Here is an 18344-nt window from a genome sequence, read left to right as displayed (position 1 = left end):
GGTCGGCAGTGCCGCAAGGTTGCGCTCGGGTTGACCCCCGCCGCGCAGCCGCCGCTGGCGAACCTGGGGTTCGTCAATTTGGCGACGCTTGCCCGAATCAGCATTTCACCCCTACATTAGTCCCTTGTTGTTGCCCTGTTCTGCGCGATCTGGATACCCCTATGCCCATTGCCTATAAACGCGTCCTGCTCAAACTCTCCGGCGAAGCTCTGATGGGCGACGATGCCTTTGGCATCAATCGCGCGACCATCGAACGAATGGTGGCGGACGTGGCCGAAGTGGTCCGTCTCGGAACGCAACTGGCCGTGGTGATCGGCGGCGGCAATATTTTCCGCGGCGTCGCGGGCGGCGCGGCGGGTATGGATCGCGCCACGGCCGACTACATGGGCATGCTGGCCACCATGATGAACGCCCTGGCGTTGCAGGACGCCATGCGCCACGCCGGCATCGAGGCGCGCGTGCAATCGGCGCTGCGCATGGACCAGGTGGTCGAGCCGTACATCCGGCCCCGCGCGATTCGCCAGCTCGAAGAAGGCAAAGTCGTGATTTTCGCGGCCGGCACAGGCAACCCGTTCTTCACGACCGACACGGCCGCCGCGCTGCGCGGCTCGGAAATCGGCGCGGAAGTCGTGCTGAAAGCCACCAAGGTGGACGGCGTCTATTCCGCCGACCCGAAGAAAGACCCGAGCGCGACCCGCTACACCACGATCAGCTTCGACGAGGCAATCGGCCGCAATCTGCAGGTCATGGACGCCACGGCGTTCGCACTGTGCCGCGACCAGAAGCTGCCGATCCGGGTGTTTTCGATCGTCAAGCCGGGCGCGCTCAAGCGCATCGTACAAGGTGAGGACGAAGGCACTCTCGTCCACGTGTAAACTCTCGTTCACATAACGTGGGCTTTGACGCGAGCCCGGGTCGCCGCATCTTGCGCGCGCCGGCCGGCTCGCACCGTTTTGAAGGTTCGGAGGTTTAAAAATGTCTGTGGCTGATATCAGAAAGGGCGCTGAACAAAAGATGCAGCGCTCCATCGACGCGTTCAAGAACGACCTGTCGAAGATCCGCACGGGCCGTGCGCACACGGGCCTGCTGGATCACATCCAGTGCGACTACTACGGTTCGCCGGTGCCGATTTCGCAAGTGGCGAACCTGACGCTGATCGACGCCCGCACGATCGGCGTGCAGCCGTGGGAAAAGAAGATGGTTCCGGTTGTCGAAAAGGCGATCCGCGAGTCGGATCTGGGCCTGAACCCGGCCACGCAAGGCGACGTGATCCGCGTACCGATGCCCGCGCTGACCGAAGAACGCCGCCGCGAACTGACCAAAGTGGTCAAGAGTGAAGCGGAAACGGCCAAGGTCGCCGTGCGCAACCTGCGCCGTGACGCCAACGAGCAACTGAAGAAGCTCGTGAAAGACAAGGAAATTTCGGAAGACGACGAGCGTCGTGCAGGTGACGACGTTCAGAAGCTGACGGACAGGTTCGTCGCCGAAATCGACAAACTCGTCGTGACGAAAGAAGCCGAGATCATGACGGTCTGAGGCCGGTCGCCTCAACACTGTCACGATTTCCACTTCTTTATTTGCAGTCACTGTCCCGACGGCCATGACCTATACCAGCTCAACCGTGCGCGTGCCTGATGTCGCCGCGGTGCCGCGACATATCGCGATCATCATGGACGGCAACGGCCGTTGGGCCACCCAGCGGCGCCTGCCGCGCGTGGCGGGCCATACACGCGGCGTCGACGCGGTGCGTGCGGCCGTCGAGGCGTGCGCCCTTCGGGGTGTCGAATATCTGACGCTGTTCGCCTTCAGCTCGGAAAACTGGCGCCGTCCCAACGACGAAGTGTCGTTTCTGATGCGCCTGTTCGTGACCGCGCTGGAGCGCGAGATCGGCAAATTGCACGCGAACGGTATCCGTTTGCGGGTGGTGGGCGATCTGTCGCGCTTCGATACGCGCATTCGCGATCTGATCAAGCGTGCGGAGACCAAGACCGCGCGCAATACCCGTCTTACGCTCACGATCGCCGCGAACTACGGCGGCCGCTGGGACATCATGCAGGCCACCCGCAAGCTCGCCGAACAGTCGGCGCTGGCGGGCAAGGCGGTCGAGGTGACCGAGGAATCGTTCGCCGAGCACCTCTCAATGGCTTATGCGCCGGAGCCGGATCTGTTCATCCGCACCGGCGGCGAGCGCCGCGTCAGCAACTTTCTGCTGTGGCAGCTGGCCTATACCGAGTTCTACTTCACCGACACGTTCTGGCCGGATTTCGACGCCGACGCGCTCGGCCACGCCATCGCTTCGTATGCGGAGCGCGAACGCCGCTTCGGCCGCACCAGTGCTCAGCTCGAGCCGCAATCGCAAAACGTCGATTCGCTTCCATGCTAAAAACCCGTGTCATCACGGCGATCATCCTGCTGGCGGTATTCCTGCCGGTCACGTTGTTCGCGCCGGTGGGCGCGTTCGGCGCGCTGATCGCCTTCGTCGTCGTGTTCGCCGCATGGGAATGGGCGCGTCTGCTCAAACTGGGCGGTGCGGGCCCGGTCATTTACGCGCTGGTGACGGCGGTGGCGCTGGTCGCCAGCACGCGCCTCGGCGCCGGCATCGAGCAGGCGAGGCCGCTCTTTCAGGCGGCCGCGATTTTCTGGGTGATCGCCGGTCCGTTCGTGCTGCTGCGCAAGCCCACGTTGTCGCAGGGCGCCTGGCGCTCCTTTCTGTTTCTTGCCGGCATTGTGATATTCGTCGCGTGCTGGCATGCTCTCGTCGCCGCCCGGATGCTGGGCGTGCCGTTCGTGCTGTCGTTGCTGCTATTGGTATGGCTGGCCGATATCGGCGCATACTTCTCCGGAAAAGCATTCGGAAAACACAAGCTGGCGCCTGCCATCAGTCCGGGTAAAACTTGGGAAGGCGCAATTGGCGGCTGGCTGGTGGTGATGATCGTCGCCGCGGCGGCGGTCTTTTTGCATGCGTTCGAGCCGACCCTGTATTCTGCGTTGCTGGCGCATTGGGGCGCCGTGCGCACATTGCTCGCCCTGACCCTGCTGGTCGCGTTCAGCGTGGTGGGCGACCTGTTCGAATCCATGATGAAACGCCAGGCCGGTGTGAAAGATTCAAGCGGCCTGTTGCCGGGGCACGGTGGCGTGCTCGACCGCATCGACGCATTGTTGCCGGTGCTGCCGCTTGCCATGCTGCTGCTCGGCTAGAGAAAGAGATATGCAAAAACGTCTGACACTGCTCGGTTCCACGGGCTCGATTGGAGACAGCACGCTCGACGTCGTCGCGCGTCATCCCGAGCGTTTTTCGGTTTATGCGTTGAGCGCGCATCGCAACGGCGACAAGCTAGTCGAGCAATGCCTGCGCTTTCAGCCCGAAGTCGCGGTGGTCGGCGACGCCGACACGGCCGCGCGCGTCGTGGCGAAACTGCGCGAGGCGGGTTGCAAGACCGAGGTCACATACGGGCCGCAGGCGCTCGTCGACGTGTCGGAGAGCGACGGCTGCGATACGGTGGTGGCGGCGATCGTCGGCGCGGCCGGTCTCGCGCCGAGTCTCGCCGCCGCGCGCGCCGGCAAACGCATCCTGCTCGCCAACAAGGAAGCGCTGGTCATGTCCGGCGCGATCTTCATGGACGCGGTGCGCGACAACGGCGCCGTGCTCCTGCCGGTGGACAGCGAGCACAACGCGATTTTCCAATGCCTGCCGCGCGAAGCCGCGCTGCACGGCGGCGTCTCCAAGATCATCCTGACCGCTTCGGGCGGTCCGTTTCGCACCCGCGAACCGGCCACGCTCGTCGACGTCACGCCGGAAGAAGCCTGTAAGCATCCGAACTGGGTCATGGGCCGCAAGATCTCGGTCGACTCGGCCACCATGATGAACAAGGGCCTCGAGGTGATCGAGGCTCACTGGCTGTTCGATCTGCCGGGCGAGCGCATCGACGTGCTGATTCACCCGCAAAGCGTGATTCACTCGCTGGTTTCTTATGCCGACGGTTCGGTGCTCGCGCAGCTCGGCAACCCCGACATGCGCACGCCGATCGCACATGCGCTGGCCTTCCCGGATCGCGTGGATTCGGGCGTCGCGCAACTCGATCTCGCGCAGATCGCATCGCTCTCGTTCGAAAAGCCGGATTACGCGCGCTTCCCGTGCCTCGCCCTCGCTATGAAGGCGCTGGCCGAGGGCGGTGTGGCGAGCGCGGCTCTGAACGCCGCGAACGAAATCGCGGTGGAAGCGTTCCTGTCGCGGCAGATCGGTTTCATGGCGATTGCCCAGGTGGTCGACGCCGTGCTGAACGCATTGCCGAACCGCAGCGCGCACGCACTCGAAGACGTGCTCGAAGCGGATGCCGCTGCGCGTCGCGCCGCTGCCGAATTCATCGCGCGTCTGCCCGACGGCGCCCGTCGCACGGAACGCGCCGTCCAGTGAGGCGCTCATGAACCTGCTGATCGAACTGCTCGCCTTCGCGGTCGCGATTGGCGTACTCGTGGTCGTTCACGAATACGGGCATTACAGCGTGGCACGCCTGTGCGGCGTCAAGGTGCTGCGCTTTTCGATCGGCTTCGGCAAGCCGCTGTTCCAATGGGTGAGCCCGAAGACGGGCACCGAATGGACCATTGCCGCGCTGCCGCTCGGCGGCTATGTGAAGATGCTCGACGAGCGCGAAACCGGTGCTGAGCCGATTCCCGCTGAAGCATTGCCGCATGCATTCAACCGGCAGTCCGTGTGGCGCCGTTTTGCGATTGTCGCAGCCGGTCCGGTCGCGAACTTTCTGCTGGCCATCGTGCTGTTCGCACTCGTCTTCGCCACCGGCGTGACCGAGCCGGCGGCCGTGGTCGCGGCGCCCGCGCCGAATACGCCCGCGGCGCTCGCCGGTTTCGACGGCGGCGAGACGATCGTTGCGGTGCGTGCCGAAAACGCCGGCGAATCCGAACCGGTGCGTTCGTGGTCCGACCTGCGCTGGAAGCTGCTGGGTGCGGCATTCGATCACAAGCGCGTCGTGCTGAGCGCGAAAGACACGCACGGTACGTCGGACTTTCAACTCGATCTGCGCGGCCTGACCGAGAAAGACGTCGACGACGACTTCATGTCGCATCTCGGTTTCGAGCCCGGTGGTGGCAAGCTGACGGTCGCGGGCGTGCAGCCGGGCAGCGCGGCGCAAAAGGCAGGCCTTGCCGCAGGCGATCGGCTGCGTGCGGTGGACGGCGTGCCGACCGACAACGCCACGGCCTTCATCGCCTATGTAAAGGCGCACGCCGGCAAACCGGTGACGCTGCAAGTCGAGCGTGGCGGGCCGGCCGCAGGCAAGCTCGAAGACATCAGCATCGTGCCGCAGTCGCAGCGTGACGAAACGACGGGCCAACAGGTCGGTCGCATCGGTGCGGAACTGGCCACTCAGGTGCCGTCCATCGACGTGCGTTACGGGGCGGTTGAAAGCTTGCAACTGGGTGCGCGCCGTACGTGGGATCTGGCGGTGTACTCGGTGCGCATGTTCGGCCGGATGATCGTGGGCGAGGCATCGCTGAAAAATCTTTCCGGTCCGGTGACGATCGCCGATTACGCAGGAAAGAGCGCACGTCTAGGTCCTTCTGCATTCCTGTCGTTCCTGGCCCTTGTCAGTATTAGCCTTGGCGTGCTGAACCTGTTACCAATTCCGGTATTGGACGGGGGGCATCTGTTATATTATTTGGTTGAAGCTGTTACCGGCAAAGTCGTCTCCGATCGCTGGCAACTCGTTTTTCAGAGGGCGGGTCTCGCCTGCATCGTCGCATTGTCGGCGATCGCGCTGTTCAACGATCTGGCTCGTTTAATCCATTTTTAAAGTGTCGGCGGCGTTCACGATGGCGACCGTCTGACCTGATGCAGCTATACACACTGGGGAAGCACGTTGTTTAAACCTCATCGCTTTGTTCCAAAGACGGTTATAGCCGCGGCGTTCGCCGCGCATGGGCTGGTTGCTCACGCAACGACGCCCTTCGTGGTGCAAGACATCCGGATCGAGGGATTGCAACGCGTCGAACCTGGTACCGTGTTTGCCTACCTGCCCATCAAGCAAGGCGACACCTTCAGCGACGACAAGGCATCGGAGGCCATTCGCGCCCTGTATGCCACGGGCTTTTTCAACGACGTCAAGATCGCGACCGAAGGCAACGTGGTCATCGTGCAGGTGCTGGAACGTCCGGCTATCGGCACGATCGACTTCGCCGGCATTCATGAGTTCGATAAGGAAAACCTGACCAAGGCGCTACGCGCCGTCGGCTTGTCGCAGGGCCGTTATTACGATAAGGCGCTGGTCGACAAGGCCGAGCAGGAACTGAAGCGCCAATACCTGACGCGCGGCTACTACGCCGCCGAAGTCACCACCACGATCACGCCGATCGACCGCAACCGCGTGTCGGTGCTGTTCTCGGTGGCCGAAGGTCCGAGCGCGAAGATCCGTCAGATCAACTTTATCGGCAACAAGGCGTTCAGCACGGGTACGCTGCGCGACGAGATGCAGCTCTCCACGCCGAACTGGTTCTCGTGGTACACGAAGAACGACCTGTACGCGAAAGACAAGCTCACCGGCGACCTCGAAAATGTCCGCTCGTATTATCTGAATCGCGGCTACCTTGAGTTCAACATCGACTCCACTCAGGTGTCGATCTCGCCGGACAAGAAGGACATGTATCTCACGGTTACGCTGCATGAGGGCGAGCCGTACACGATTTCGAACATCAAGCTGGCGGGCAATCTGCTCGACCGCGAGCCGGAGCTGGCCAAGCTCATCAAGATCAAACCGGGTGACCGCTTCTCGGCTGAAAAGCTGCAAGCCACCACCAAGGCTATCGTCGACAAGCTGGGCGAATACGGCTATGCGTTCGCCACCGTCAACGCGCAGCCGCAGATCGATCAGTCCAACCACAAGGTCGACCTGACGCTGCAGGTGGACCCGAGCCGCCGCGTCTACGTGCGCCGCATCAACGTGGTGGGCAACACCCGTACGCGTGACGAAGTGGTGCGCCGCGAAATGCGCCAGCTCGAAAGCTCGTGGTTCGATTCGAATCGCCTCGCGCTGTCGAAAGACCGGATCAACCGTCTTGGCTACTTCACGGACGTGGACGTGACCACGGTGCCGGTGGAAGGCACGCCCGACCAGGTCGATGTGGACGTCAAGGTGGCCGAAAAGCCGACCGGCGCGATCACGCTGGGTGCGGGCTTCTCATCGACCGACAAGGTGGTGCTCTCGGCAGGCGTGTCGCAAGACAACGTGTTCGGTTCGGGTACGAGTCTCTCGGTGAACGTGAATACCGCGAAGACGTACCGTACGCTGACGGTCACGCAGGTCGACCCGTACTTCACGGTGGACGGCATCAAGCGTATTACCGACGTTTATTACCGCACGTATCAGCCGCTGTACTACTCGACGGATTCGAGCTTCAAGATCGTCACGATCGGTGGCGACCTGAAGTTCGGTATTCCGTTCTCCGAAGTCGACACCGTGTACTTCGGCGCCGGCCTCGAGCAGAACCAGTTGGACATCGACTCGAACACGCCGCAAAGCTATATCGACTACGTGCATGAATTCGGCCGCGTGTCGAACAACGTGCCGATCACGGTGGGCTGGTCGCGCGACGCGCGTGACAGCGCCCTGGTGCCGAGCCGCGGTTACTTCACGCAGGCGAACGCCGAATACGGCACGCCGATCGGTGGCACCCAGTACTACAAGGCCGACATCAACGCGCAGTACTATTACTCGTTCGCGCGCGGGTTCGTGCTGGGCTTCAACTTCCAGGGCGGCTACGGTAACGGCCTCGGCGGCAAGCCTTATCCGATTTTCAAGAACTACTATGCGGGCGGTATCGGTTCGGTGCGGGGCTACGAGCCGAGCTCGCTGGGTCCGCGCGACGCCAAGACGAACGATCCGATCGGCGGCTCGAAGCTGCTGGTGGGTAACATCGAATTGACGTTCCCGCTGCCGGGCACGGGCTACGACCGCACGCTGCGTGTCTTCACGTTCCTCGACGCCGGTAACGTGTGGGGCACGGAAGGTAACAGTATTGGCGCGAACGGTCTGCGTTACGGCTACGGTGTCGGTCTTGCGTGGATCTCGCCGATCGGCCCGCTCAAGCTCAGCCTGGGCTTCCCGCTCACGAAGCACACGGGCGACCAGTATCAGAAATTCCAGTTCCAGATCGGGACGGCGTTCTGATCCGGCGGCTGGCGGTTCGGCCAGAAACGGCCGGCCAAACTACAGTATCGAGAGGATGACTTTGCTAACCGGTATGTTTTCGAAACGTGTGGCGTGCGCGCTGGCGCTGGCAATGACCTTGGGTGTCGGGGTGGCGCATGGGCAGGAGGCGCGGATCGCGGCGGTGAATTCCGACCGTATCCTGCGCGAATCCGCTGCCGCGAAGGCCGCGCAGGTCAAGCTCGAGGCCGAGTTCGCCAAGCGTGACAAGGATCTTGCCGACATGGCGCAGAAGCTGAAATCGATGTCCGATTCCCTCGACAAGAACGGCGCGTCGATGTCGGCCGCCGATCGCGCGCAGAAGCAGCGCGACCTGTCGCAACTGGACACGGACTTCCAGCGCAAGCAGCGTGAGTTTCGCGAGGATCTGAACCAGCGCCGCAACGAAGAACTGGCGGCGGTGCTCGATCGCGCCAACAAGGTGATCAAGCAGATCGCCGAGGCGCAGCACTACGACCTGATCGTCCAGGAAGCGGTGTATGTGAGTCCGCGCATCGATATCACCGATCAGGTGCTCAAGGCGCTGGCGGCGTCGGGTAACTAACGCGGCAGCGGGGCCGCAGGGCCCGGTAGCTGAAGCTCTGACAAGTTGGACTGAACGGTAGGAGACAGGATAGGCATGGCATTTACGCTCGAGGACATCGTCCAACGGTTCGGCGGTGAAGTAGTCGGAAACGGTTCGCAGCGCGTCGGCAGTCTCGCGCCGCTCGACCAGGCAGGTCCGGACCAGCTGGCATTCCTCGCCAATCCGAAGTACCTGTCGCAGGTCGAAACGACCCGTGCGGGCGCCGTGTTGATTAACGCCGAAGACCTCGCCAGGCTCGCTTCCCGCGAGAATCGTAACTTCATCGTCACGCCGAATCCGTACGCTTACTTCGCGCGCGTCGCGCAAACTTTCATCGACCTCGCCGCGCCCAAGGCGGTGCCCGGCGTGCATCCGAGCGCAACCATCGACCCGTCGGCGCAGATTGCCGCGAGCGCGGTGATCGGCCCGCACGTCACGGTGGAGGCGGGTGCGGTGATCGGCGAAAACGTGCGGCTCGACGCCAATGTCGTGATCGGCCAAGGCACGCGCATCGGCGCGGACTCGCACCTTTATCCTAATGTCGCGGTGTACTACGGTTGCAAGCTCGGCGAGCGCGTGATCGTGCACGCGGGCGCGGTGATCGGCTCGGACGGTTTCGGCTTCGCGCCGGATTTCGTCGGCGAGGGTGACGCGCGTACCGGTAGCTGGGTGAAGATTCCGCAAGTCGGCGGCGTGTCGATCGCGGCAGACGTGGAAATCGGCGCGAACACCACCATCGACCGCGGCGCAATGGCCGATACCATCATCGAAGAGTGCGTGAAGATCGACAATCTCGTGCAGATCGGCCACAACTGCAAGGTCGGGGCTTATACGGTGATCGCCGGTTGCGCGGGCATCGCGGGCAGCACCACGATCGGCCGTCATTGCATGATCGGCGGCGCCGTCGGGATTGCCGGGCACGTCACGCTGGCCGATTACGTGATCGTTACGGCAAAGTCGGGCGTCTCGAAGTCGCTGTTGAAGCCTGGTATGTACACCAGTGCCTTCCCGGCCGTGAACCATGCAGACTGGAACAAAAGTGCAGCGTTGCTGCGCAATATCGACAAACTGCGCGATCGTATCAAGGCGCTCGAGAACGCTGCGGCCGGGCGGCAAGACGGCCCGGCGGCCGATGCAGCAAGCAGTTCCGCAGGCGACAAGGCCTGAGAAACCTCAGGACAACTTGAAGGACAACCCGCAGGCCGACTCAAAAGCCCGAGTCGAAGGCCCGAGTCGAAGGCCGAGTTGCGGAACAATTCGCCAGGCAATTCGCAGGGCAACCTGCCGGCACCGCGTAAAATAGCGGGCGAGCATCAGGAAGCAAAGTCGGTTGCCGTGACCGGGTGGCACGGCCGCCGGGTCATGGCGAGCGCCGGCAGCATGCGTTATCAACCCACCTGCACCAGCATCCGCAGTCATCATCGCGCAGTCAATGCGTGAGTAGAAACACCATGAGCACCGAAAAAATCAATCTCGACATTCATAAGATTCTCACGCTGCTGCCACACCGTTACCCGATCCTGCTGGTGGACCGGGTGCTCGAACTTGAGCCGCACAAGAGCATCAAAGCGTTGAAGAACGTGTCGATCAACGAACCGTATTTCCAGGGCCACTTTCCGACCCGTCCGGTCATGCCGGGCGTGCTGATTCTCGAAGCGCTCGCGCAAACGGCGGCTTTGCTGACGTTTTCGGAAGAGCCGAGCGACCCGTCGAACACGCTGTATCTGTTCGTCGGCATCGACAATGCGCGCTTCAAGCGCGTGGTGGAACCGGGCGATCAGCTGATCCTGAACTGCACGTTCGAGCGTCATATGCGCGGCATCTGGAAGTTCAAGGCGCGCGCCGAAGTGGATGGCGTAGTAGCGGCGGAAGCCGACCTGATGTGCGCGGTGCGGCACACGGACAAGGACGCTTGACGCTTGAGTCAGCGTCCCGGCGGTCAGCGGCGTGACACACGCGCTAACCGCTCCGCCAGATGCCCACCCAGACAACGCAACAGAATCAGAAGCGAGGACGCATGAGCAGGATTCATCCCACTGCGATCGTCGAACCGGGCGCAAAACTCGACGAATCCGTCGAAGTCGGACCGTACGCCGTGATCGGCGCGCATGTGACGATCGGTGCGCGCACCACGGTCGGTTCGCACAGCGTGATCGAAGGTCACACCACGCTCGGCGAAGACAACCGGATCGGCCACTACGCATCGGTCGGCGGCCGTCCGCAGGACATGAAGTACAAGGACGAGCCGACCCGGCTCGTGATCGGCAGCCGCAACACGATCCGCGAGTTCACCACGATCCACACCGGCACGGTGCAGGACGCGGGCGTCACCACACTCGGCGACGACAACTGGATCATGGCGTACGTGCACATCGGGCACGATTGCCATGTCGGCAACAACGTCATTCTGTCGAGCAATGCGCAGATGGCCGGCCATGTCACGATCGGCGACCACGCGATCGTCGGCGGCATGTCGGGCGTCCACCAGTTCGTGCGCATCGGCGCGCATTCCATGCTGGGCGGCGCATCGGCGCTGGTGCAGGACATTCCGCCGTTCGTGATCGCCGCCGGCAACAAGGCCGAACCGCACGGCATCAACGTGGAAGGTTTGCGCCGCCGCGGCTTCTCGCCGGACGCGATCTCGGCGTTGCGCGCGGCTTATCGCGTGCTGTACAAGAACGGCCTGTCGCTAGAAGAGGCGAAGGTGCAGTTGGGTGAACTCGCGTCCGCCGGCGGCGACGGTGACGAACCGGTGCAGACACTGCTCGCGTTCGTCGAAGCGTCGCAACGCGGCATCATCCGCTAACCGATGGCATTGCAACCCAGTCCACTGCGGGTGGCGATGGTGGCCGGCGAGCCGTCCGGCGACCTGCTGGCGGCCTCGCTGCTCGACGGCCTCGCGAGCCGTTTGCCGGCCGGCACCCAGTACTACGGGATCGGCGGTCCGCGCATGATCGCCACGGGCTTCGACGCCCACTTCCCGATGGAAAAGCTCACGGTGCGCGGCTATGTCGAAGCGCTGAAGCACATTCCTGAAATCCTTGGCATTCGCAACGAACTGAAGCGCCAGTTGCTGGCCGAGCCGCCCTCGGTGTTCGTGGGCGTGGATGCGCCCGATTTCAACTTCGGGCTCGAGCATCCGTTGCGTGACGCGGGGATTCCGACTGTTCACTTCGTATGCCCGTCCATCTGGGCTTGGCGCGGCGGGCGCATCAAGAAGATCGCCAAGGCCGTCGACCACATGCTGTGCGTGTTCCCGTTCGAAACGGCGCTGCTGGAAAAGGCGGGCGTCGCGGCATCGTACGTCGGCCATCCGCTTGCCGATGAGATTCCGCTCGTACCGGACACGCTCGGCGCGCGCCGGGCGCTGGGTCTCGCGGAAGAAGGCCCGATCATCGCGGTGCTGCCGGGCAGCCGGCGCTCGGAGATCGATCTGATCGGCCCGACGTTCTTCGCCGCGATGGAGATGATGCAGCACCAGGAGCCGGGTGTGCGCTTCGTGATGCCGGCGGCTACGCCGACACTGCGCGAGATGCTGCGGCCACTGGTGGATTCGCACCCCGGTCTCGCGCTGACGATTACCGACGGCCAGTCGCAACTCGCCATGACCGCGGCTGACGCGATCCTCGTGAAGAGCGGCACCGTGACGCTGGAAGCCGCACTGCTGAAAAAGCCGATGGTGATCTCGTACAAGGTGCCCTGGCTGACCGGCCAGATCATGCGCCGCCAGGGCTATCTGCCCTATGTCGGGCTGCCGAATATCCTGGCGGGGCGCTTCGTGGTGCCCGAGATCCTGCAGCACTTCGCCACGCCCCAGGCACTGGCCGAAGCTACGCTGAAACAGTTGCGCGACGAGAACAACCGGCGCACGCTGACGGAAATCTTCACGGAGATGCATCACGTGCTGAAGCAGAACACCGCGCAGCGCGCGGCGGAAGTCGTGGCGAGCGTCATCGAAAAGCGGAAGGCGCGGCCGTGACCAGCGCACGCACGCCTCGCCGCAAGACCGTTGCCGGAGCGTCGGCGCAGCAGGTCGGCCTGAACTTCGAGACGCCGCACGACATTGTCTGCGGCGTCGACGAAGCGGGGCGCGGGCCGCTCGCCGGCCCGGTCGTGGCCGCGGCAGTGATTTTCGATCCGTCGAAGCCGATGATTCGCGGCCTCGACGATTCCAAAGTACTGAGCGCGAAAAAGCGCGACGAACTGTACGACAAGATCGTCGACCGGGCGCTGGCTTACTGCATCGCTTCGGCATCGGTTGAAGAAATCGATTCGCTCAATATCCTGCACGCCACCATGCTGGCCATGAAGCGTGCGGTGGAAGGTCTGTCTGTCGTGCCGACGCTCGTGAAGATCGACGGCAATCGCTGTCCGACGCTGAGCGTTCGCAGCGAGGCGGTGATCGGTGGCGACGCGCTCGTCAAAAGCATCTCGGCGGCCTCGATTCTTGCCAAGGTCACACGTGACCGGATGCTGCTCGAATTGCACCAGACGCACCCCGTCTACGGCTTCAATGCGCATGCCGGTTACGGCACGCCGCAACATCTTGCGGCACTGCGCGAACATGGGCCTTGTGAGCACCATCGGCGGTCGTTCGCGCCGGTGCGTGAAGCGCATCTGCGCTTCGGCACGGGCGTGAGGTTGCCGGCAGGCGACGTGATCGTGGTCCCCGGCGCGATGCTCGACGACGATGCCTTCGGCGAACCCGGCGGCGTATAAACATTGCAGGAGCGCTCTATGAGCGCCACATGCAGCTAGCCGTAGCGGCACCCCTTTCCCTATATTCTCACTGCCTTCGCTGCCTGTGAAAGCCATCACCTCGCGGGACAATCCGCTCTATAAACGTCTGAAGGCATTGGCCGGCTCGACGCATCAACAGCGCAAGAGCGGCCATGCGCTGCTCGAAGGGTTTCATCTCGCGAGTGCGTATCTCGACGTGGCCGGGCAGCCGGAAATGTGCATCGTCACCGACGGCGCGCTGCGCCATGACGAAGCGCAGGCGATCGTGTCGCGCATCGAGGATCATCGGCTCGTGACGCTGCCGGATGCGTTATTCGGTCAGTTGTCGAATGTCGTGCACGGAGTGGGTATTCTGCTGCTGGTCGAAAAGCTCGATACGCCGCTGCCCGACGAGGTCGCTCAAACCTGCCTCGTGCTCGACGGCGTGCAGGACGCGGGCAACGTCGGCTCGATTCTGCGCAGCGCGGCGGCCGCGGGCATTCAGCAAGTGTTCTGCGCGCCGGGCACGGCGTACGCGTGGTCGTCGAAAGTCCTGCGCTCGGGTATGGGCGCGCATTTCCTGCTGCAGATTCACGAGGACGTGGAAGCGCAGGCGTTGATCGAACGGCTCGCGGCGCCGATCGTCATTACGGATTCGCACGGCGCCGAGGCGATCTACGACTGCGATCTGAGCGGACCGCTCGCGTGGGTGTTCGGCAACGAAGGGGCGGGCGTCTCGCAGATCTGGCGCGATGCGGTCTCGTTGCGGGTGACGATTCCCCAGCCGGGCGGCATGGAGTCGCTGAATGTAGCGGCTGCGGCGGCCGTGTGTGTGTTCGAGCAGTGCCGCCAGCAGCGTGGGCGTGGTTGACACCGTTTTCTTGACACGCGCGCGGGCGCTGCCGCGCGCGTCTCTTCTTCAGGCCGCCTGCCTTATGCAGCGGCTCAATAGGCCGCGCGGTCCAGTCTGATTTCCTGCAGAATCGTCGTCGCGATTTCTTCGATCGACTTGTGTGTCGACGACAGCCACTTGATCCCTTCACGCCGCATCATCGCTTCAGCTTCGTTGATCTCGTAGCGGCAATTCTCCGGTGCGGCGTACTTGCTGCCGGGCCGGCGTTCGTTGCGAATCTCGGAAAGCCGCTGCGGATCGATCGATAACCCGAACATTTTCTGCCGATGCGCCAATAGCGGCGTGGGCAATTTGCCGCGCTCGAAATCTTCCGGAATCAGCGGATAGTTAGCCGCTTTCACGCCATACTGCATGGCCAGATAGAGGCTCGTTGGCGTCTTGCCGCTGCGCGATACGCCGACCAGAATCACGTCGGCATCGGCCAGATTGCGGTTCGATTGACCGTCATCGTGAGCGAGTGAGAAATTGATCGCCTCGATCCGGTTCTTGTACTCCTCGGTGTCCGCATTCTGGTGGCCGCGGCCCATTGCATGGCTCGACTTCAGTTCCAGTTCCTGTTCGAGCGGCTCGACAAAGGTTTGAAACATGTCGAGCACGAGCGCATTCGAGCCTTTGACGATCTGATTCGACGCGCTGTCCACCAGCGTCGTGAAGACGATCGGGCGGCGGCCGTCTTGCAGGACGGCTTCGTTGATCTTTTCGAGCGTGACATACGCTTTTTCCGTCGAATCGACGAAAGGCACGCGAACCAGGCGGAATTTCTGGTCGAACTGGGAGAGGATCGAATGCGCGAAGGTTTCGGCAGTGATCCCGGTACCGTCGGAAACGATGAATACGGTGGGCGGCATCAGTGGGGTTGGGGAACGTGAGCGGGAAAAAAAGCTCGAAAGAAACATCGCTGCATTCACGCCGCTGCCCGGTGGCTGACCGGAGACTGCAGCGGCGTGCAATCAGCGCGCCGTGGGCACCGCAACTGCGCCCGGATGGCGGCGGAGCCTCGCAAGAGGCCGCCGGACGGTCCGGGGCGCGATTCGAGGCGCAATTCTCGTCCGACAGTCACATTTCGAGAGTCGGCACGGTAGAATAGCGGCAACCTGTTGGATAAGCAATTGCAGGCGATTGGCGTCTAACTCACCGTGAACGGTCGTTCAACGCCTCGCTTTCGGCCGGTATTTTAGTCGCGAAGTTGCGGCGAACGTGGTGGATCGATCGGTAAATTCGTCCATTCGCTTTCTTCGTCGTGCTTCTGGCGCTTCTGGCAATTTGCAGCGATTGCTTCTCCAACAGGTTGTGCAAGACGCGAGGTCACGCTTCCAATGGGCGTCTCGCGTTCGAGCCCACTTGCACAGCCGTGAATTTCTTTCACACTTAGGGGCTTGTATGACTAACGCAGTTACCGTCGCAAAGGATAAGGCGTATGTAGTTCCGTTCGAGCAGTTGCGGATGACCGATGTGGAGATTGTCGGCGGCAAGAACGCGTCGCTTGGTGAGATGATCAGTCAGCTCGCCGAAGCCGGCGTGCGCGTGCCGACCGGTTTCGCTACCACGGCGCTGGCTTTCCGTGACTTCCTGAATCACAACAATCTGACCGAACGCATCGCCAAACGTCTCGAAACGCTCGACGTCGACGACGTGAAATCGCTCGCCGAAGCGGGCAAGGAGATCCGTCAATGGATCGTCGAGGCGCCGCTGCAGCCGCAACTCGAGGCTGATATCCGCGCGGGTTTCGACACCCTGCAAAACAGCTCGCCTGAAGAGTTGTCGTTCGCCGTTCGTTCCTCGGCAACGGCCGAAGACTTGCCGGACGCTTCGTTCGCGGGTCAGCAGGAAAGCTATCTCAACGTGGTCGGCATCGACGACGTGCTCGATCGCATGAAGCACGTGTTCGCGTCGCTGTACAACGACCGCGCAATCTCGTATCGCGTCCACAAGGGCTTCACTCACGCTGAAGTCGCGCTGTCGGCGGGCGTGCAGCGCATGGTGCGCTCGGACGTGGGCGCGGCCGGCGTGATGTTCACGCTGGACACCGAGTCGGGTTTCAAGGACGCAGTCTTCATCACGTCGAGCTACGGTCTCGGCGAAACCGTGGTGCAAGGCGCGGTGAATCCGGACGAGTTCTACGTCTACAAGACGACGCTCGCGCAAGGCAAGTACCCGATCATCCGCCGCTCGATCGGCTCGAAGCTGATCAAGATGGAATTCACCAAGGCGGGCGAAGAAGGCCGCGTGAAGACCGTCGACGTGTCGCACGAGCAGCGCAACCGCTTCTCGATCACGGACGAAGACGTGATCGAACTGGCGAAATACGCGGTCATCATCGAAAAGCACTACGAGCGTCCGATGGACATCGAGTGGGGCAAAGACGGTCGCGACGGCAAGATCTTCATTCTGCAGGCGCGTCCGGAAACGGTGAAGAGCCAGGCGGCCGGCAAGGCCGAGCAGCGCTTCAAGCTGAAGGGCCAATCGAACGTGCTGGCCACGGGCCGCGCGATCGGTCAGAAGATCGGCGCGGGTCCGGTGCGCGTGATTCACGATCCGTCGGAAATGGACCGTGTGCAGCCGGGCGACGTGCTGGTCGCCGACATGACCGACCCGAACTGGGAACCGGTCATGAAGCGTGCGTCGGCAATCGTCACGAACCGCGGCGGGCGCACCTGCCACGCGGCGATCATCGCGCGTGAGCTGGGCGTGCCGGCGGTGGTCGGCTGCGGCGACGCGACCGACGTGCTGAAGGAAGGCGCGCTGGTTACGGTATCGTGCGCGGAAGGCGACGAAGGCAAGATCTACGACGGCCTGCTCGAAACTGAAATCACCGAAGTGCAGCGCGGCGAACTGCCGCCGATTCCGGTGAAGATCATGATGAACGTCGGCAACCCGCAACTGGCTTTCGACTTCTCGCAACTGCCGAACGCAGGCGTGGGTCTCGCGCGGCTCGAGTTCATCATCAACAACAACATCGGCGTTCACCCGAAGGCGATTCTCGAGTACCCGAACATCGATCAGGATCTGAAGAAGGCGGTGGAAAGCGTCGCTCGCGGTCACGCATCGCCGCGCGCGTTCTACGTCGACAAGCTGACCGAAGGTATCGCAACCATCGCGGCGGCGTTCTATCCGAAGCCCGTGATCGTGCGTCTGTCGGACTTCAAGTCGAACGAGTACAAGAAGCTGATCGGCGGTTCGCGCTACGAGCCGGACGAAGAAAACCCGATGCTCGGTTTCCGTGGCGCGTCGCGCTACATCGCCGAAGACTTCGCCGAAGCGTTCCAGATGGAATGCATCGCGCTGAAGAAAGTGCGTGAAGAGATGGGCCTCGACAACGTCGAGATCATGGTGCCGTTCGTGCGTACGCTGAAGCAGGCGGAGCGCGTGGTCGGGCTGCTGGCCAAGTACGGCCTGAAGCGCGGCGAGAACGGCCTGCGCCTGATCATGATGTGCGAAGTGCCGTCGAACGCGATTCTCGCTGAAGAATTCCTGCAGTTCTTCGACGGTTTCTCGATCGGCTCGAACGACCTGACGCAACTCACGCTCGGCCTCGACCGCGACTCGGGCATGGAACTGCTGGCGGTGGATTTCGACGAGCGCGATCCGGCGGTCAAGTTCCTGTTGAAGCGCGCGATCGACACATGTCTGCGACTGGACAAGTACGTCGGTATCTGCGGCCAGGGCCCGTCGGATCATCCGGACTTTGCGCAATGGCTGACCGATGAAGGCATCAAGTCGATCTCGCTGAACCCGGATACGATCATCGAGACGTGGCAGCAACTGGCGAAATCGACGAAGTAAAGCGAGGCAGCATGCCGTTTCCTAAGCGGCATGCATAACGCGCGATGCGGTATTTCAAACGTGAGCCTCATGCACGTTAAACCGTACTGCGCCGCCCGTTAAAATGCACCCGCTTCGTGCTATAAACACCCCGGTAGATCCGGGGTGT

General features: G+C 62.6%; 16 protein-coding genes. 15 read left to right on the top strand and 1 reads right to left on the bottom strand.

Going from position 1 to position 18344, the window contains the following annotated elements; translation table 11 throughout:
• Nucleotides 1–161 precede the first annotated feature (161 nt).
• From pyrH to PDMSB3_RS11840, 14 genes are all read left to right on the top strand, one after another.
• Nucleotides 162–875 carry a UMP kinase gene (gene pyrH, locus PDMSB3_RS11905; RefSeq protein ID WP_007181434.1) on the top strand — a complete coding sequence of 238 codons (714 nt, stop codon included), beginning with the start codon at nucleotides 162–164 and terminating at the stop codon, nucleotides 873–875.
• Nucleotides 876–975: 100 nt separating this feature from the next.
• Nucleotides 976–1536, top strand: coding sequence for a ribosome recycling factor (gene frr / locus PDMSB3_RS11900; RefSeq protein WP_007181435.1), 561 nt, complete (start codon nucleotides 976–978; stop codon nucleotides 1534–1536).
• Between the two features lie 64 nt (nucleotides 1537–1600).
• On the top strand, nucleotides 1601–2383 hold the full coding sequence (gene uppS, locus PDMSB3_RS11895; protein ID WP_007181436.1) for a polyprenyl diphosphate synthase: 783 nt from the start codon (nucleotides 1601–1603) through the stop codon (nucleotides 2381–2383).
• A complete protein-coding gene (locus tag PDMSB3_RS11890) occupies nucleotides 2377–3198 on the top strand; it encodes a phosphatidate cytidylyltransferase (protein ID WP_165186257.1) in 822 nt (273 codons plus the stop codon). Before uppS ends, PDMSB3_RS11890 begins: the two co-directional genes overlap by 7 nt.
• Before the next feature lie 10 nt (nucleotides 3199–3208).
• Nucleotides 3209–4414, top strand: coding sequence for a 1-deoxy-D-xylulose-5-phosphate reductoisomerase (locus tag PDMSB3_RS11885; protein ID WP_165186255.1), 1206 nt, complete (start codon nucleotides 3209–3211; stop codon nucleotides 4412–4414).
• Between the two features lie 7 nt (nucleotides 4415–4421).
• Nucleotides 4422–5807 (top strand): RIP metalloprotease RseP, encoded by a 1386-nt coding sequence (rseP, locus tag PDMSB3_RS11880; protein ID WP_165186253.1) that lies wholly within the window; start codon nucleotides 4422–4424, stop codon nucleotides 5805–5807.
• A gap of 66 nt (nucleotides 5808–5873) precedes the next feature.
• A complete protein-coding gene (bamA, locus tag PDMSB3_RS11875; protein ID WP_007181440.1) occupies nucleotides 5874–8177 on the top strand; it encodes an outer membrane protein assembly factor BamA in 2304 nt (767 codons plus the stop codon).
• Nucleotides 8178–8238: 61 nt separating this feature from the next.
• Nucleotides 8239–8760 carry an OmpH family outer membrane protein gene (locus PDMSB3_RS11870; protein ID WP_171915836.1) on the top strand — a complete coding sequence of 174 codons (522 nt, stop codon included), beginning with the start codon at nucleotides 8239–8241 and terminating at the stop codon, nucleotides 8758–8760.
• A 75-nt stretch (nucleotides 8761–8835) separates the two neighbouring features.
• Nucleotides 8836–9948 (top strand): UDP-3-O-(3-hydroxymyristoyl)glucosamine N-acyltransferase, encoded by a 1113-nt coding sequence (gene lpxD, locus PDMSB3_RS11865; RefSeq protein ID WP_007181442.1) that lies wholly within the window; start codon nucleotides 8836–8838, stop codon nucleotides 9946–9948.
• Nucleotides 9949–10232: 284 nt separating this feature from the next.
• Nucleotides 10233–10697 carry a 3-hydroxyacyl-ACP dehydratase FabZ gene (gene fabZ, locus PDMSB3_RS11860; protein WP_006048683.1) on the top strand — a complete coding sequence of 155 codons (465 nt, stop codon included), beginning with the start codon at nucleotides 10233–10235 and terminating at the stop codon, nucleotides 10695–10697.
• 101 nt (nucleotides 10698–10798) lie between these two features.
• Entirely contained in the window at nucleotides 10799–11587 is a 789-nt protein-coding gene (lpxA, locus tag PDMSB3_RS11855) for an acyl-ACP--UDP-N-acetylglucosamine O-acyltransferase (protein WP_007181443.1), read from the top strand.
• A 3-nt stretch (nucleotides 11588–11590) separates the two neighbouring features.
• The gene (gene lpxB, locus PDMSB3_RS11850) at nucleotides 11591–12760 is read left to right on the top strand and encodes a lipid-A-disaccharide synthase (RefSeq protein ID WP_007181444.1); all 1170 of its coding nucleotides are present in this window, start codon (nucleotides 11591–11593) and stop codon (nucleotides 12758–12760) included.
• On the top strand, nucleotides 12757–13500 hold the full coding sequence (gene rnhB / locus PDMSB3_RS11845; RefSeq protein ID WP_007181445.1) for a ribonuclease HII: 744 nt from the start codon (nucleotides 12757–12759) through the stop codon (nucleotides 13498–13500). Before lpxB ends, rnhB begins: the two co-directional genes overlap by 4 nt.
• Nucleotides 13501–13585: 85 nt before the next feature.
• On the top strand, nucleotides 13586–14371 hold the full coding sequence (locus PDMSB3_RS11840) for a TrmH family RNA methyltransferase (RefSeq protein ID WP_007181446.1): 786 nt from the start codon (nucleotides 13586–13588) through the stop codon (nucleotides 14369–14371).
• A gap of 74 nt (nucleotides 14372–14445) precedes the next feature.
• Here the strand turns inward: PDMSB3_RS11840 and ppsR are convergent, their stop codons facing one another.
• Nucleotides 14446–15261, bottom strand: a complete 816-nt coding sequence (ppsR, locus tag PDMSB3_RS11835; protein ID WP_007181447.1) for a posphoenolpyruvate synthetase regulatory kinase/phosphorylase PpsR — start codon at nucleotides 15259–15261, stop codon at nucleotides 14446–14448.
• A 532-nt stretch (nucleotides 15262–15793) separates the two neighbouring features.
• On the opposite strand from ppsR, the gene ppsA reads away from it, so the two are divergent.
• Nucleotides 15794–18196 (top strand): phosphoenolpyruvate synthase, encoded by a 2403-nt coding sequence (ppsA, locus tag PDMSB3_RS11830; protein WP_007181448.1) that lies wholly within the window; start codon nucleotides 15794–15796, stop codon nucleotides 18194–18196.
• Nucleotides 18197–18344: the final 148 nt, after the last annotated feature.

Origin of the sequence: Paraburkholderia dioscoreae (genome assembly GCF_902459535.1) — a bacterium.
Classification (GTDB): domain Bacteria; phylum Pseudomonadota; class Gammaproteobacteria; order Burkholderiales; family Burkholderiaceae; genus Paraburkholderia; species Paraburkholderia dioscoreae.
This window is presented reverse-complemented; position numbering and strand designations above follow the sequence as displayed.